This is a genomic window from Levilactobacillus andaensis, assembly GCF_016861695.1.
GTDB lineage: Bacteria > Bacillota > Bacilli > Lactobacillales > Lactobacillaceae > Levilactobacillus > Levilactobacillus andaensis.
Genome location: NZ_BOLP01000003.1, coordinates 328020 through 343311, shown reverse-complemented (window position 1 = coordinate 343311; position 15292 = coordinate 328020). Strand labels below are relative to the sequence as shown.

Here is a 15292-nt window from a genome sequence, read left to right as displayed (position 1 = left end):
AGCAAGATCAAAAGCCGTCAGTTTTTGAAAAACATGAAAACTGACGACTTTTTTGGAAGGTATGAATAATTCAGGTAGTATAGTGTACTACGCTTAAAGTTAATTTATTACTAAATAGTTAAGGGGGAAAGCTTATTGACACCAGTTTATCGTTTTTTTGTTCAGCCACAAATTGATACCGCCACAAAGACGGTCTTCGGCTACGAACTTTTAATGAAGCAGTTAACGCCTGAAGGGTGGCGTCTGCCCAAATCTTTTGTGGACATTGATCCCCAGATTACGGCCGACTTACTTGTTGAAACGACGCGTGTTTTGTCGCTTAAGGTACGGTACTGTTCGGTCAACGTCAGTCGTGAACAGCTGATGACGACCTCAATTGCCAACGCGATCATTAAGAGTCAGGAGCAACTGTACCCGACGAAATTAGTGGTTGAACTAACCGAAGACGATGGCCCGCAGGAGTACCAGACCCACGACCTAATTCCACAACTACAGTCCTTTTTAGACCGTGGTATGGAATTGTCGCTCGACGATGTCGGGACGGGGGACAACTACTTCTGGGAGATTGAAGAACTTCTGCCATTGGCTTCCGAAATTAAATTTGCCCTGCAGAACTTTAATCAGCAATTTAAGGACCCCAACATCCAACAGAAAATTCGCTTTTGGCGCGCTATCAGTGCCGAATACGGGATTCGAATGGTCTTAGAAGGAATTGAAGATCAGGAAGATAATCGTCTGAGTAAACGCCTGGGTATCCGCCTCAAGCAAGGTTATTATTTCAGTCGGCCGCAATTGTTACGGCTCCCCGAAGACACTTACTCCGCTTAGATGATGTGTTGTAAAACAGTTAAATAGAAACGAAATATTCCGACACTACCAAAGTTGCCGGATTTTTTTGCGTCAATTTTACGTTCCATGCTACCATGAAGAGGTCGAATACGAAGGAGGGGACGGTAGGTGCTTTATTTAGAGGATTTTACCCTAGCAAGTGAAAATGATGAGTGGCAATTTTTCCTGAAACAGAAGAGTCGCGCATTTTCGGATTACTATCCGTTTCAACTCTTTCCGGATAAGCAGGTGCCAACGCTGCAGTTCGAACCGGTGACCATTTTGTACGGGGATAATGGGTCTGGCAAGTCGAGCTTGCTCAACATCATTGCGGAGAAACTCGGCTTAACGCGGGGGACGCTGTACAACCGGTCGAGCTTTTTTGAAGACTACCTGGCGCTCTGCGACTACACCATGCACGTGCCGCTACCGGAAAAGTCGGCCATCATGACCAGCGATGAGGTGTTCAATCACATGTTGAACCTGCGGGCGTTGAATCAAGGCATCGACGACAAAAGGGAGGACATTTTCAAGGACTATCTGGATCACAAATTCGGTGACTTCCAGTACCGCAACATGGACGACTACGATGAGCTACGCAAGACACTGGAGGCGCGGCGAAAGACTCAGTCGCGCTACACGCGAGAGCACCTCCAGAAGAACGTCACGGAGCGGTCCAACGGAGAAAGCGCCATGCAGTTCTTCGCTCAGCGGATTCAGGACAACCAGCTTTACCTGCTCGATGAACCCGAAAACTCGCTGTCACCTGCGCGCCAACAAGAGTTGGTTCGACTACTAACGGACAGCGCACGGTTCTTCGGCTGCCAGTTTATCATCGCGACCCATTCGCCATTTTTATTGGCGCTGAAGGGCGCTAAAATCTATGATTTGGATACGGTGCCGGTTGTGACGAAACGTTGGGTTGAGTTGCCGGAAGTACAGGTATATGCGGAATTTTTCGCGGCTAATCGAGATAAATTTAACTAACCAAATGAGGTGGTCAACGTGAGTCATTGCGTTGACCACCTTTTTCATGGTCGGATTAATGATGGCACAATTTGTGGCCAGCAAATATAATTTATATTTTTAATGGTATTCAGGTGGAAATGTCAGTATAATATAACCAGACAAATATTGAAATATGTAACGTTTAATATGTCGTGGAAGATTAAATCTGCTATACTCCTTAGAGACTAGTTTAATAGTATTTGTAATACATGGTAAAAGTAAATAAGTGACTAGGCATTCATTACAAGAGTCATAATATAAATTAAGACTAATGCTAATGGAATGATTAGATAAATGATTAGGAGCACCCGCCGCGTCCTCGGACGCTCAACGGATGACCACCTTAACGCAGTCAGTAGGTCACGACGGCCTACGGGAAGGGAAGGTTGGACGATGAGTAAAAAATGGCGTGATCTTTTCATGATGATTTTAACAGTAGTGACACTTGGTCTGGGTGGGACTCAGGTCGCGCACGCAGCAACCACGACTACCATTCCCGGGAAGGGAACCCCCAGTGCCGATGCCACGAACATTCTAGGAATTTATATGAATACGGGGTTCAGTTTACAACCGGACGACCAATACGTCGTTGTGAACAAATCGACGACGCTGACGACGGCAACGGCGCATTCGGTTTTAGATGCGGTTAACATATTAGCGAACGATCATTTTCAGTGGTATACCTCAACGGACAAAGGTGTGACCTGGTCACAAGTCACCTCAGGAATTACAGCCAACTTGAAGGTAACCCCCAAAGCGGTTGGAACGACCTACTATCAACAGAGTTTTCAATACTATGCAGGGCTATTCCCGGGGTTAGCGACAACTTATTACTCGCGTGTCGCCGCTGTAACCGCCGTTCCATCGCCAATTCCGGCAACGAAACTTGACGTGACGGCGGATAGTAACTATCTGTACAATAACCAGTCTGCGGCCATGACGACGACCGTCGATGCCGCGCCAACTCCAGTTGATGCAACGGGACACGTGACGTGGAGCATTGACAACACGGATCTGGCCACTGTCGACAGTACCACCGGGGTCGTTACGGCAAATAAAGATGGTAAGTCCGGGACAGTGACCGTCACAGGAACCATGACCAACGATGACGGCTCGACCGTTAGTGGACAGACCAAGATCGATATTGGTGGTGGCCTCGATGACCAGACGGTTGATGAGGGCAAGGCTGCGACCTTTAATATTCAAGGAAGTTTTGATTCAAGCCCGACTTCTATTGTTTGGCACAAGGTCGATACTGCCGGGAAGGATACCGTTGTAGCTAGTGGCACTAATCGGAGCTACACGACGCCCGTAACGACTGCGTCCGATGATAAAGCAAAATATTATGCGGTCCTGACCTTAGGCACGGGGAGTGGGACGGATACAATTACGACGAACAAGGCCACTTTAAACGTCAACATCAACCGAACGCCTAACGTGACGTTTAAGACGAGTGTGGAAAATCTGACGGATAATTCTGGCAATACGGACAATGCCGTCACGAATATTATGGATGGTGACACCGTTAAGGTTTCAGGGACGATAACGGAAAATAATGTTAACTCTAAGCTAGATAAAGGCGACTTCATGATGAAGGTGCCGGATAATATTATGAATACCTATCTGACCATCGATGGTAAGAATCAGGCTTACTCGGTAGCAAGCCTTAATGGTGATGCCTATATTGTCGCCAGTGGGCTTGATTTTGGGACGCAGAAGACGCACACTTTTTCATTTGACTTCCAGTCGATGGAGACGACGAATCTTAACTTTGCTGCCGACGTTGAGGTTCAGGGCTATGACAGCAGCGAGGCGGATATTGGTATCTTCAAAAGCGGTGACATCACCCTTGGATTCATAGACGGTCAGCTACAGGCCGCAGCCCATGCCGTGGACTTCGGAACGCTGACCTACGACAACGTCAATCAGGAAATCACGGGAAACGTCGTTGATGGAGACGACCTACTGTCCGTGACGGATAATCGGCGGGACAAGACGGCGATGAACATCACCTTGCAACAGGAGACACCGTTCAGCGATGGCAGTCATAACTTGGCAGCCACCCTGAGCTACGATAATGGCAATGGACTACTACCATTGTCGTCCGCAGCCCAAGTCGTTGCTTCGAGCGCCGACGACTCGCCAGTGCCTTCACTGGGAACGACTACGGGGGCGTCATTGAAATTAAGACTAGCGAATGCGGCCATCGAGCCGGGGAACTACTCGTCAACACTGGTCTGGACACTTACGGATGCACCATCATAATGAAGTCGAAAAATGGTCACCATTGAGTTGGTGGCCTTTTTTTACGCGTAAATGTTTCATGTGGAACATTTTCAACCCAGCCCGTTACAAATTGTCGTCGAATGTCGTTAGTAAGAGTAGGCGGTCATTTTAGTTCTGGAGTCGTTTCATGGTATGATTAATGGAAACCCGTAACCAGTCAAGGGAGAAATAAGGCATGGCAAAAGAAGACGAAATTGACGCACTATGGCCCCAATTTTGGGCATCAGAGCAGTACCGGGCAATTGACGATATTCCATCCAGTTATGTTAAAACGTGTGTGAGCCAGTTTGGCAGTATGATGTCGACTATGTTTTCAAGGACCCTATCACAGTGGACCGTTGAAGATGTGCAGACCCTGTTGGTGATGTTAGGTAATATGGCGGCGAAGGATCCGGATCCAACGGCCGCTGATGCCTTAGTGGACACTTACGACAGTATTCAAATGTTTATTGAATTTGCGGTGGTGACTGGGAAAACTAAGATTACCCGTGCGGAGTACGATCAATTGGCCATGATTTTAAATGGGATTATTAACACGATTCCTGGTGGAAATCAGGGGCAGGAAGTCGTGTTGGACAGTGATCATTACTATGAAGGCTTGCCACAGTGGCAACAGCACACGGCTGATAATATCAGTGCGTACACGGATCAATGGGTCAGTGCCTATGTCGCCAGTGCGGACTGGAAAAAACGGCCAAGCAGTGTAGCGATGCTTTTTTCGGTAAAACGAGTACGCCCCAAGCGGGAAATATTGTCTCAATGCAGGCGGCACGCAAGCTATTGAAAAAGAAGAAGCACAAGAAATAGGAAAGGACTCCTGGCAATGAAACGAATCGTAGCGGGCATTATTGCCCACGTCGATGCCGGTAAGACAACGCTATCCGAAGCGTTGCTTTACCGCGCGGGCGCCGTCCGGCAGTTAGGGCGGGTGGATAATGGTGACGCCTTTCTGGATTCAGACGACTTAGAAAAACAGCGGGGAATCACGATTTTTTCCCACCAGGCCAGCCTCCAACACGGCGACCTCGACTTGACCTTGCTGGACACCCCGGGACACGTGGACTTTGCTTCCCAAACGGAGCAAGTCTTCAGCGTCCTGGACTACGCTATCCTAGTGGTCTCAGCTACCGATGGCATTCAAGGCTACACGCGCACGCTCTGGCGTTTGTTGGCGCACTACCACGTGCCGACCTTTATCTTTGTGAATAAGATGGATGCCCCGACTGCCGACCGCGATGGGGTACTGGCACAGTTACAAGACGTCTTCTCGACGGGGTGTATTGCGTTTGGAAACGCCGATGGTAGCCCGACCGTTCCAGCTGACGCGGCCGAAGACATCGCCATGCAAGATGATGCGGTCCTGGAGCAGTATCTGGATAGTGGAGAGCTGAACGATGATACGGTCCGGCAGATGATTCAGCAGCGGAAGGTGTTTCCCTGTTACTTTGGGGCGGCTTTGAAATTGGACGGGGTCGATTCATTCCTTGCTGGCTTGGACCATTGGACGCAAGCGACTGAATATGCGGATGACTTTGGCGCTAAGGTCTTTAAAATTTCCCACGATGACAAGGGTGAACGTTTGACGTGGTTACGGCTGACCGGGGGCCAATTGGCCAACAAGGACGTCATTCTTGGCGAACAAAAGGTTAACCAACTGCGGGTCTACAACGGTACGAAGTTTACCATCCGCCAGTCGGTCACGGCCGGTGAGGTCTGCGCGATTCCTAATTTAACGGACACTCATGCTGGTCAAGGACTGGGCAATGCCGCTGACGCCCCTAAGCCAGAAAGTCAACCGGTGCTGACCTATACGCTCGATCCTCAGGGACACGATATTCATGACTGCCTGCGGATTCTGCGGGAACTTGAAGATGAGGACCCGCAATTGCACGTGGCCTGGTCCAGTCATTTGCAGGAGATCCGTGTGCAGATCATGGGAGCCGTGCAGCTGGAAATCTTACAACAGATCTTGCACGACAGATTCCAGCTCGACGTTGGCTTTGGCGAGGGCAGTATTCTCTACAAGGAGACCATTTCCCAGCCGGTCGAAGGTGTTGGCCACTTTGAGCCGTTACGGCACTACGCAGAGGTCCATTTACTCATGCAACCGGCGCCGCGGGGTAGTGGGTTAACCTTTGATGCCGATTGTTCGTTGGAGATTCTGGGGAAAAATTGGCAACATCAGGTGCTCTCCAATCTCGGCGCTAAGGAACACCTCGGCGTCTTGACCGGCGCGCCACTGACCGACGTTAAAATGACGTTGGTGACCGGTCGGGCCAGTATCGTCCATTCGGTCGGCGGTGACTTCCGCGAGGCTACGTGGCGAGCAGTACGCCAAGGACTGATGATGTTGCAACGGCAGAATGCCTGTCAGCTACTGGAACCCTGGTATCGTTTCCGGTTGGAGGTCGGCCAGGACCAAGTTGGTCGGGCCATGAACGACATTCAGCGGATGAATGGTAGCTTTGACGCGTCGGCGGAACCCACCACCGCGTCAGGCATGACCACGTTGACGGGGACGGCCCCCGTGAGTGAGATGCAGGACTACTCGCAGGAGGTTCAGGCCTACACGCACGGTCAAGGCCAATTGGAATGTCTAGTTGACGGTTACCGGTTGTGCCACAATGCCGAAGAAGTCGTGGCGGCCGCGGATTACGATCCGGTGGGTGACTTGGACAATACGCCGGGGTCCGTCTTCTGTGCGCACGGTGCCGGGTATCCAGTACAGTGGGACGATGTGCCAGGGATGGCCCACGTTGACTATGCGTACACAGCGGAAGTGTTGGCGACGTTAGAAACTGATAATTAATAATTAGTATTAATTAATAACTAACCATTGATAAATATGATAATTAATAACAAAAAGATGCCATTCCGGATAACTGGGAAGGCATCTTTTTACATTACAGGTTAATTTACTTTTTTCTGCGCTTCTAGCCAACTTTCCAGGCTAGCGCTGTGGTCGATCAGGGTGTTGTAAATTTCAAATCCGGGCAAGATCGTCGCATCCGGAGCTAATTGACGGACGCGGTCAAGGCTTTGACCGAAGCCGCTTCCACCATTCGTACAGAACGGGACGATGTTCTTGCCATTCAGGTCATGTGTGTCCAAGAAGGTCCGGAGCACGGCGGGCAAGTTGTTGCTCCAGATGGGGTAACCGAGGTAGATGGTGTCGTAAGCGCTGGTATCCACCGTCGTTGAAAGGTCGGGGCGCAGGTCGTTGTCGCGTTCCTGGTGCCACCGCGCCATTTTTTCGTCAAATGCGTCTGGGTAAGGTTCCGCTGGGATGAGCCGTTCAATGGGGAAATTAGTCGTTTCAGCTAATCGTTTCGCCACCGTTTCAGTATTGCCAGTGGTTGAAAAGTAAACAATAAGTGCTGACATATAAAGTCTCCTTTACTTAAATCATGTAAGTTGTGTTCGGTGTACCAATAAATACAAGGAGTGGTAACTAATAACGGCGTAACTAGGTGAGACCATGACGCATTTAGGTATACGCCGCCCAGTAGCTTACGCTGAAGCTAGGTCACTCCGATTCAGGAGGGCGTGGCGTCCTTAGCCGGTTTAGCGCCAACCAAGGACCACGTTGCTTCATCCTCATAGTACAACATTATCAACAGATAAGCCAAAAAAACTCGGACGATTTTCGACTTTTGGGACCTAACGACTAACTAAGCAGGTGGGGGAAAGCCGGTAGTTAGCGGATTAAATTGTCCAAGGATACGACTACTGGTCCACAAAAAATATTTGCAAAACGACAATTAAAGCGACCAACACAACTGATAGGGGTTGTGCTGATCGCTTTTTAACAATATTTTACCCAACGATGCGGCGAACATTGCCGTTGAATCGCGTTTTCCAATGCGAGTCGTTCAGGCTGGAAATGCCCACGCCACCGGTATCGGCGCTTGGGGAGTCGTGCAGGAACAGCCGGTTGCCCAAGTAAATCGCCACGTGACAGTTGACGCCTTCATCTTTGTCATTGAAGAAGAAAATGTCGCCCCGTTTCATATTTTTCGCGGAGATTCTGCGTCCCATGTGGATCAAGGATTGGGTGGTGCAGGTCCCGGTCGCACCTAAGCGCACGCCGGACCGCGCATAGATCCAGTGAATAAAGGATGAACAGTCAAAGCGCCGTGCCGCAATGCTAGCACTCGTTCGGCCGCCGCCCCAATCGTATTTCGACTTGCCGACCAGTGCCGACCCGGTTTTGATGGCCTTTTCGACCGTTTTAATGTTGCCCTTCAGCTTCTTGGTGTTGAAGCTCATGTACTTGCCGCGAATCCAGTAGTGCTGATTGCCCACGGTCAGGCGATAATAGCCGGAGTTGGCGGTATTGAGCTCCATGTGCTTATCGACGTGGTACCAGTGGTTGACCAGCTTTTTCGTGCTGGTGCTGCCAGTTACCTTGGATCCCTTGAGGCCAGCGGGCTTATTATAGAGTAAAATGTGGGTATGATTGACCTGCATTTCATAATTTAAATTGTCTTGATAGCGAATCCATTTATAAAATGCATCCTGCCGAATCCAGCCGCGGTTGGTCTTGTAAAAGATACCGTGGCCGTTCTTGGCGACGCGGGTGATCGTAAATTTGTGCTCGTAGTCGTGGCGCGCACCACTGGTCCGTTTCATCCCAGACGTATACAAGTTGCGGTAAAAGCCGTACTTCGGGTGATAGAGCGTCTTGGTGGCGTGATAAGCGCGATTATAATCGGTGGTATCCGCCGCCGATTTAGCGTGCGCGGTGGCGGGTTGTGTGGCGATGCCGACTAAGGCCAGTCCGCAGACGATGACACTGGTGATGAGTTGTTTTGCAGGTAACATGGTGACCCCTCCCAAATAATTTATGACTAATAATTAATCAATAACTATATGGTTATGGTACAAAACATTTTTATCCCGGTATAATGCGGGTTACCTTGCAGAATGCCGGGTAAATGGCCAAATTGGGTGGGGGTTAGTCAACTGAGACGGAGGTTTAGCGATGAAAATTGAAGAGGGATTTATGCCATTTGGCCAGTATCAAACGTACTATCGGGTGGTGGGCGACTTAACGGCGGGACAGGTGCCCTTACTGCTACTACACGGGGGCCCAGGGTCCACTCATAATTACTTTGAGGCGTTCGACCAGCTCGCAGAAGAAACGGGCCGGCCAGTTGTCATGTACGATCAATTGGGCTGTGGCCAGTCCTCGCAGCCAGATGATCCTAGTCTGTGGCAGGCGGCGACCTGGGTGGCAGAGTTAAAGGCGTTGCGGGCGTACCTTGGCTTGAAACGGGTTCACTTGCTCGGGCAGTCCTGGGGTGGCATGCTGGCCATCATTTATCTGTGTGACCACCGTCCAACCGGGATTCAGAGCCTGATTCTGGCGAGCACACTGTCGTCGGCTAAATTGTGGGCGCAGGAACAACACCGACTGATTCGGTTCATGGCGCCGGCAGATCAGGAAGCCATCGCCCAAGCGGAGGCCACGGGTGATTTCACCACGCCAACCTATCTGGCGGCCAATCAACGTTTCATGGAAGCTCATGCGGCGGGGCCCGTGACGGCGGCATCACCAGAATTTTTGCGCCGACCAAAGCACGCCGGCACGGTCGCCTACAACACGGCCTGGGGTCCCAACGAGTATTGTCCGACCGGCACGTTAGGGGACTACGATTACACAGCCAAGTTGGCGCAGGTGACGGTGCCCACGCTGGTCACGAGTGGCACCAACGATCTCTGCACGCCACTGGTGGCGAAGACGATGGTCGACCACCTGCCCAATGCCGAGTGGACGCTGTTTGCGCACAGTCGTCACATGGCGTTTATTGACGAAGCACCGGTCTACCGGCAACGGTTGACGCGATGGCTACAGGAAAATGAGTAAAAAAATTAGCCACGACGGGGATGACCTGTCGTGGCTAATTTGAGGTGTGAGCGATGTTTCATGTGGAACATTTTTGGCTATTTGCCACCCATGACAGCGACAATGGTGTCGTGCTTGGTTGATCGAAAAATAGTGTGTTTTTGTTTGTGATGGGTGTAAATGACAACGCGATTATGCTTGAATGGGACCGTGCGATACCAGATGAGCGCCGGCTGATGCTGATAGGTCGTCCGTTTGATCATCCCGAAACCATCAGCATCACTGATCAGATTTTGAATGTGATAGAAGTAGCAGCCGTACTTATCCTGGCGAAAATCGACTCGGGGTGTGCTACTGGAAGTTCGCCAATCTTTAGCGAGCTTAACGTTATAATTTTTATGATTTTTCCGAACAGTGAATGATTTCTTGTTAAGGGTCAAAGAAACATTACGCTTGTAGCCGGAATCGTAGGCGTACCAGGTTCCACGCAATGATGCTGGCACTTGATGAACACTCTTGAACGTCAGAAACTTCCACACAACCTTGGCCTGTCCCGTGACTGGCGGTGCAAAAACAAAGAGACTGACCATAGCGACCAGTGCCAACAATAGAAATTTTAAACGATGCATTAGCGATTTCTCCCGGGGATAAATTAGGTGCTCAACTAAGTTCAGCTTAAACATCTCCCGGGACGGCGTCTATGGTGGATTACAAGGCAGTCTGCACGGAAAAAAGAGAGTGAGACAAACGGCGGTTAACTGGTGAGCATTAAGGCTGATAACCGAATAATCCTGGGCTTGGATTGTTTGGCTATCAGGTTTAAGCGGAGCCAGCTGCCTTTTGGCGCACGTTTCCACAATATAAGTTTGGAGACGCAAAAGGGGCTGGGATTTTGTCCCAGCCCCTAATCTTTACTTTAAAGGTCGCTCGCATTCTGCATCATGTGTTCCATGACTCGGGCCAGCGTGTTGAGGTCGGCCTGCGGAATGTCTGCGGTGACCTGTTCACGAAAGGCTTCAGCAAGGGGGATGGTCTGGGCCAGCCGGTCGCTACCAGCCGCCGTTAAGGTCAACCGGCGCTCGCGGCGGTCATGGGCGCTGACGGCAACGGTGATGAGGTTGGCTAGGTGTAGCTGATTAACGATTTTGACCATGCTGGGTCCGGTAATGCCAATCAGGTTGGCGAGGTCCCGTTGATTGAGCTCGCCTTGTTGGTCGATGTAGTAGAGGGCCATCCAGGCGCTGCGGTTCAAGCCCATCGGCGCCATGACATCGTTAAACTTATTGGAGAACAGCTTGCTGCTGCGGGACGTGATACACATGATGCAGCTATCTAGATCAAATTGGGACGTGGCCATGGCCGTACACCTACCTCATAACTTTTTTTACATTATACCATTTTCTAGACGAAAATAGATAGTTAGCTAACTATTGACTTTGCTCATCATTTCATTATACTGGGGATATAAGCGCTTATCAAATTTCGAAATAGGGGGCTACACTGATGGAACGTTATCAAGCTTCAGCCAGGAAAACTGATGCTAGTCTGCAGGTCGATGTTCATTCTAGAGGTATCCATACGACGATTGATGAGCCAGCCAGTCTGGGCGGTGGTAATACGGGGATGAATCCGGTCGAACTGGTGCTCTCCGCATTGGGAACCTCGCTGCAGGAAACAGCTGCGGATTTAGCGGCCAACGACAAATTCAACTATGAACAAATGACGGTCGATCTCGAGGGTGATTTGGACGCTGCGGGCTTTATGGGTGATCCGGACATTCGCAATGGGTTCCAAGAGATTCGTTACAATTTAACATTTAAAACTAATGAGACCCAGGCGGCCTGTGACCAATTTGCGGACGAGGTCGAAGCCAACTGCCCCGTGAAGGACATGCTGAGTAATGGGGTCACCATTGCGCTCGACCAAGTAGAAATCGTGTAAAGGGGGAAGGGAACATGGCAATGGAAACGTTCAAAGTTAAAGTAACGGGTACGGAGCGGCCAAACGAATATCAAGCGGCTGTCAGGGACTTCAAGGTCAATTTTGCCACGAATTCGCCAGCCACGGTCGGTTCTCATGAAGCGATTCTAGAGGCGTTGGGGGCGTGTGAAGCCATCGTGATGGCCTCATTTAACAAGCAGGAAAACTTTACTTATCGCAATTTTTACTACACCTTAGAAGGTCGAAAAGACGACGATTCGCAACGATTAGGGCTAGATAGAATCGGCGTTGCTGTCCATTTCAACACGGACGAGAGTAAACAGAAATGCAACGAGTTTATGGCATTTGCGGAGAATACCTGTCCCGTGATGGACAATTTGACCAATACCGTACCGGTTAAGCGGACCGGGGTCGCGGTGGTTGGGTAACTACAAAAGGAGTTGATTGTTTCCGGCCTCAAACGCGGTCGTTGCAGTCAACTCCTTTTGTATCCGTTACCTCAAATCTCCGGAATGTCCATTTCCTTAACGCGACCATGCCGCCGCGCGTAGAATAGCACGCCCATCAGCGAGAAAATCAGCGTGACGGCGAACAGAATCGCCATTTCCGGTAGCGCCGAGTGGCCGATCATCAGCGTTTCCCGCAGCCCACCGACCGAGTAGCTCATCGGCAGCCACGGATGAATCGCCTGAAAGAAACCGTTAGTCAGTTGCAGCGGATAGGTTCCGGCCGAGCTCCCCAGTTGGAGCACCAGCAGAATCATGCTGAAGAACGCACCGACCTTGCCGAAGACCAGATTGAGCCAGTAAACGATGCTCATAAAGGCCGTGCCAGTGACCAGAATCATGCCAAATGTAGCCCACGGATGAATCGGGGCCAGACCGTCGATGCCCGCCATCAACGCCGTCATGAAGAGGGCCTCGCCCAGAACGAAGGCGTTCATGATCGACGCCTTGCCGAGCCACCAGCCCCAGCCAGTTCGTGGGTATTTTCGCGGCGTGTACATATCAAACATCAGGTTGAATGCCAGCGCACCGACGAACAGGGAGACCGACATCATGTACGGCGCCATCCCAGTCCCGTTGTCCGGAGCGTCGTCGTGGTCGCTATGCGTGGTGGCCGTTGGGTTCGCAAATTGGCGGTACGTCAGCTGGGAGGGGTGAACGGCGGCCTGCTTGCTAGCGGTCTTCAGCGAAGATGCCAGCTTGGTATTGCCATTGGTGACGGTGGCCGCACCCGTAGCCGCTTGACCGGCACCGGCTGCGAGAGTTGTCGCGCCAACTGTGAGTCGACCACTTCCGGTTGCCGCCGTCTGCATGGCGTTGGTTAATTGGGGCCCGCTGGTTGCCAAAGTGGTCAGGCCACTGGTCAGCGTGGTTGCGCCGGTTGCTAGCTGGGTGATGCCATGTTTGAGCTGGGGTGTCTTGCCAGTTAATGTCCCCAGACCAATTGTCAAGGCTGTTGCACCGCTGTTTAACGCGGTGTTCTTGGTAGTTAGTTGGTGCGTTCCAGCGGCTAGTTGACCGCTACCACTCGCCAGTTGTGCGGTTCCCTGTGCGAGGCCGCCACTCTTAGTCGCCAGTTGCTGGGTGCCGGTTGCGAGTTGAGTCGCGCCCGTGGCGAGTTGTGCGAGGCCACCCGTCAAAGCCGGCGTCTTGCTGTTGAGGGCGGTCAATCCGGAACTCAGGTCGCCCAGCGATTGGTTGGCTTGTTGCAGGCCAGTCGTTAAACTTTGGGCACCGGTCGTCAAGGCGTCGAGACTGTTGGCAAGCTCATCCTGTTCAGTGGCGGCGGTGTTCAGGCCGTCTTTCAGGGTGGTCAACGTGCTGGTCGAGGTGTTGAGGCTGGCGAGGTCACTACTGAGTTGTTTTGCCGCGGTTTGGGCTGTGTTCAGGGCGTCACTACTGGTATTGCCGCTGACGGCCTTAAGCATTGCGGCCTTTTGGGTGGCAGTCAAGTTCTGAGCATCGGCCGCTGCGGCCACCTTGCTTTGGAGGTCGCTTTCCTGGTTGGTTGTGGCCAGCGCGGTCAGCGCCGTTTGTAGCTGGTCGGCGTCGCTTTTAACCGCCGTGGTGGTTTGCGCGCTCCCGGTCAGTTGACTGACCGCAGATTTGAGCGCGACTTGTTCACTCTGTGAGGCGGTCAACCCGGCTTGAATCTGCTGTAAGCCGGTCGAGAGCGTCGTACTGCCGCTTACCAGCTGGCTAAATTTACCGGTGAGTTGTTGGCCACCATTGGCTAAAGTGACGATACTCCCGGTCAATTGGCCGGTGTTCGCGTTAAGGGTAGTTAAATTGGTGCTGAGTTGCTGCGTGCCAGAATTGGTGGCAGCAATTCCGCTGACGACCTTTTGCGTGCCGGCGTTCACCGTTTGACTGCCACTAGCGACCTTGCCAGCTGCCGTATTGATCGTGCTTACGCCTTGTGTGTAGGCCGCCACGCCACTGCTGACCTGGCGGCTCCCAGCAGCGAGTTGCTGGATCCCGCCAATCAGTTGGTTGGACTGGCTGAGCAGTTGGTCAAGGCCAGTGGTGAGTTGCCGACTTCCAGTTTGGGCCTGACGCACGCCACCAATGTAATCGTTGAGCTTACTGCTGATGGTCCGTTCGCCGTTGGTCAGCGATACGCTGCTAGCGGTCAGGGTGGTCAACCCCTGCGCGATTTTACGGTCGGCGGTGGTCAACTTTTGGCTGCCAGTCGCGAGCTGTTGGTTTCCTTTTCCCGCGGTCGATAAACCAGTCCCCAATTTTTTAATGCTCTTAAATAGGGTGTGGGCGTAGCTCTTGGTCACCTGTTCGCTCACGGATTGGGCAGCGGACTTGGCGGCCGTCGCGGTCAGCTTGGACGCCGTGTAGTTGTGGCCGGCGCTGGTCTGATAGTGCAGCACCATTTGCCGCGGCGTGGTTGCCATCAGCGTCGTTGCGTTGTGCGAAAAATTGTGGGGAATCGTGATCACCATGTAGTATTTGCCATTAGTCAATCCGCGGTCGGCCGCCCGTTGCGTGGTGACCGGCTTAAATTTCATCGCGGTCGAGGCCTGAAGATTCCGAGTGAGGTCCTTTCCCGCCGCCAAATAGGTGCCCTGATACGTGACCGGTCGATCCTGATTGACCACGGCAACTGGCAGGTCAGCTAACTTACCGTAAGGGTCCCACAACGATTTCAAAAACGTTACGGCGTAGATGGATGGAATCAACATGACCACCACCAACACCACCAGTAAAAACTTGTGCTTGATTAAATATCGCCACTCTGCGTGAATCATCGGCGACGCCTCCCCGTTCTGTGGTATCCTGTGAGCAAAGATGCACCTCACATGTGGCCAAATAATACCGAGTCCGGTACTGAACGTCCACAACAAATTAGGGCAACCTGAGGATT

13 protein-coding genes are annotated in these 15292 nt (G+C 51.6%); 8 read left to right on the top strand and 5 right to left on the bottom strand.

The window, feature by feature from the left end:
* Positions 1 to 135 precede the first annotated feature (135 nt).
* The 5 genes from JUF10_RS02355 to JUF10_RS02335 all read left to right on the top strand — a co-directional run bounded on the left by JUF10_RS02355 (position 136) and on the right by JUF10_RS02335 (position 6931).
* Entirely contained in the window at positions 136 to 828 is a 693-nt protein-coding gene (locus JUF10_RS02355; RefSeq protein WP_203640638.1) for an EAL domain-containing protein, read from the top strand.
* A gap of 129 nt (positions 829 to 957) precedes the next feature.
* Complete coding sequence (locus JUF10_RS02350) at positions 958 to 1815, top strand: AAA family ATPase (RefSeq protein ID WP_203640637.1); 858 nt, start codon at positions 958 to 960, stop codon at positions 1813 to 1815.
* A 414-nt stretch (positions 1816 to 2229) separates the two neighbouring features.
* Positions 2230 to 4101, top strand: a complete 1872-nt coding sequence (locus JUF10_RS02345; protein ID WP_203640636.1) for a hypothetical protein — start codon at positions 2230 to 2232, stop codon at positions 4099 to 4101.
* 196 nt (positions 4102 to 4297) lie between these two features.
* Positions 4298 to 4906, top strand: a complete 609-nt coding sequence (locus tag JUF10_RS02340) for a hypothetical protein (RefSeq protein WP_203640635.1) — start codon at positions 4298 to 4300, stop codon at positions 4904 to 4906.
* A gap of 39 nt (positions 4907 to 4945) precedes the next feature.
* The gene (locus tag JUF10_RS02335) at positions 4946 to 6931 is read left to right on the top strand and encodes an elongation factor G (RefSeq protein WP_203640634.1); all 1986 of its coding nucleotides are present in this window, start codon (positions 4946 to 4948) and stop codon (positions 6929 to 6931) included.
* A 101-nt stretch (positions 6932 to 7032) separates the two neighbouring features.
* Here JUF10_RS02335 and JUF10_RS02330 read toward each other — a convergent pair whose 3' ends face one another.
* Together JUF10_RS02330 and JUF10_RS02325 are read right to left on the bottom strand one after the other, a co-directional pair.
* The gene (locus tag JUF10_RS02330) at positions 7033 to 7506 is read right to left on the bottom strand and encodes a flavodoxin (protein ID WP_203640633.1); all 474 of its coding nucleotides are present in this window, start codon (positions 7504 to 7506) and stop codon (positions 7033 to 7035) included.
* Between the two features lie 432 nt (positions 7507 to 7938).
* Positions 7939 to 8946: a C40 family peptidase gene (locus JUF10_RS02325; protein WP_203640632.1), complete on the bottom strand. Its 1008-nt coding sequence runs from the start codon at positions 8944 to 8946 to the stop codon at positions 7939 to 7941.
* A 160-nt stretch (positions 8947 to 9106) separates the two neighbouring features.
* Here JUF10_RS02325 and pepI point away from each other — a divergent pair, with 160 nt between their 5' ends.
* Complete coding sequence (gene pepI, locus JUF10_RS02320; RefSeq protein WP_203640631.1) at positions 9107 to 9991, top strand: proline iminopeptidase; 885 nt, start codon at positions 9107 to 9109, stop codon at positions 9989 to 9991.
* Between the two features lie 77 nt (positions 9992 to 10068).
* On the opposite strand, the gene JUF10_RS02315 is transcribed toward pepI, so the two are convergent.
* Positions 10069 to 10599, bottom strand: a complete 531-nt coding sequence (locus JUF10_RS02315) for a hypothetical protein (RefSeq protein WP_203640630.1) — start codon at positions 10597 to 10599, stop codon at positions 10069 to 10071.
* Between the two features lie 287 nt (positions 10600 to 10886).
* Positions 10887 to 11327 (bottom strand): MarR family winged helix-turn-helix transcriptional regulator, encoded by a 441-nt coding sequence (locus tag JUF10_RS02310; protein ID WP_203640629.1) that lies wholly within the window; start codon positions 11325 to 11327, stop codon positions 10887 to 10889.
* Positions 11328 to 11473: 146 nt separating this feature from the next.
* Between JUF10_RS02310 and JUF10_RS02305 the strand changes: the two genes are divergently transcribed.
* Together JUF10_RS02305 and JUF10_RS02300 are read left to right on the top strand one after the other, a co-directional pair.
* Positions 11474 to 11911 (top strand): OsmC family protein, encoded by a 438-nt coding sequence (locus JUF10_RS02305; RefSeq protein WP_203640628.1) that lies wholly within the window; start codon positions 11474 to 11476, stop codon positions 11909 to 11911.
* Positions 11912 to 11925: 14 nt separating this feature from the next.
* Complete coding sequence (locus JUF10_RS02300; RefSeq protein ID WP_203640627.1) at positions 11926 to 12339, top strand: OsmC family protein; 414 nt, start codon at positions 11926 to 11928, stop codon at positions 12337 to 12339.
* Positions 12340 to 12410: 71 nt separating this feature from the next.
* On the opposite strand, the gene JUF10_RS02295 is transcribed toward JUF10_RS02300, so the two are convergent.
* The gene (locus JUF10_RS02295) at positions 12411 to 15176 is read right to left on the bottom strand and encodes a YhgE/Pip domain-containing protein (RefSeq protein WP_203640626.1); all 2766 of its coding nucleotides are present in this window, start codon (positions 15174 to 15176) and stop codon (positions 12411 to 12413) included.
* Positions 15177 to 15292 lie beyond the last annotated feature (116 nt).

Excerpts from the sequence above, each read along its gene's own strand:
- JUF10_RS02345 (WP_203640636.1), top strand. The coding sequence starts at position 2,230 with ATGAGTAAAAAATGGCGTGATCTTTTCATGATGATTTTAACAGTAGTG.
- JUF10_RS02340 (WP_203640635.1), top strand. The coding sequence starts at position 4,298 with ATGGCAAAAGAAGACGAAATTGACGCACTATGGCCCCAATTTTGGGCA.
- JUF10_RS02335 (WP_203640634.1), top strand. The coding sequence starts at position 4,946 with ATGAAACGAATCGTAGCGGGCATTATTGCCCACGTCGATGCCGGTAAG.
- JUF10_RS02330 (WP_203640633.1), bottom strand. The coding sequence starts at position 7,506 with ATGTCAGCACTTATTGTTTACTTTTCAACCACTGGCAATACTGAAACG.
- JUF10_RS02325 (WP_203640632.1), bottom strand. The coding sequence starts at position 8,946 with ATGTTACCTGCAAAACAACTCATCACCAGTGTCATCGTCTGCGGACTG.
- pepI (WP_203640631.1), top strand. The coding sequence starts at position 9,107 with ATGAAAATTGAAGAGGGATTTATGCCATTTGGCCAGTATCAAACGTAC.
- JUF10_RS02315 (WP_203640630.1), bottom strand. The coding sequence starts at position 10,599 with ATGCATCGTTTAAAATTTCTATTGTTGGCACTGGTCGCTATGGTCAGT.
- JUF10_RS02310 (WP_203640629.1), bottom strand. The coding sequence starts at position 11,327 with ATGGCCACGTCCCAATTTGATCTAGATAGCTGCATCATGTGTATCACG.
- JUF10_RS02305 (WP_203640628.1), top strand. The coding sequence starts at position 11,474 with ATGGAACGTTATCAAGCTTCAGCCAGGAAAACTGATGCTAGTCTGCAG.
- JUF10_RS02300 (WP_203640627.1), top strand. The coding sequence starts at position 11,926 with ATGGCAATGGAAACGTTCAAAGTTAAAGTAACGGGTACGGAGCGGCCA.
- JUF10_RS02295 (WP_203640626.1), bottom strand. The coding sequence starts at position 15,176 with ATGATTCACGCAGAGTGGCGATATTTAATCAAGCACAAGTTTTTACTG.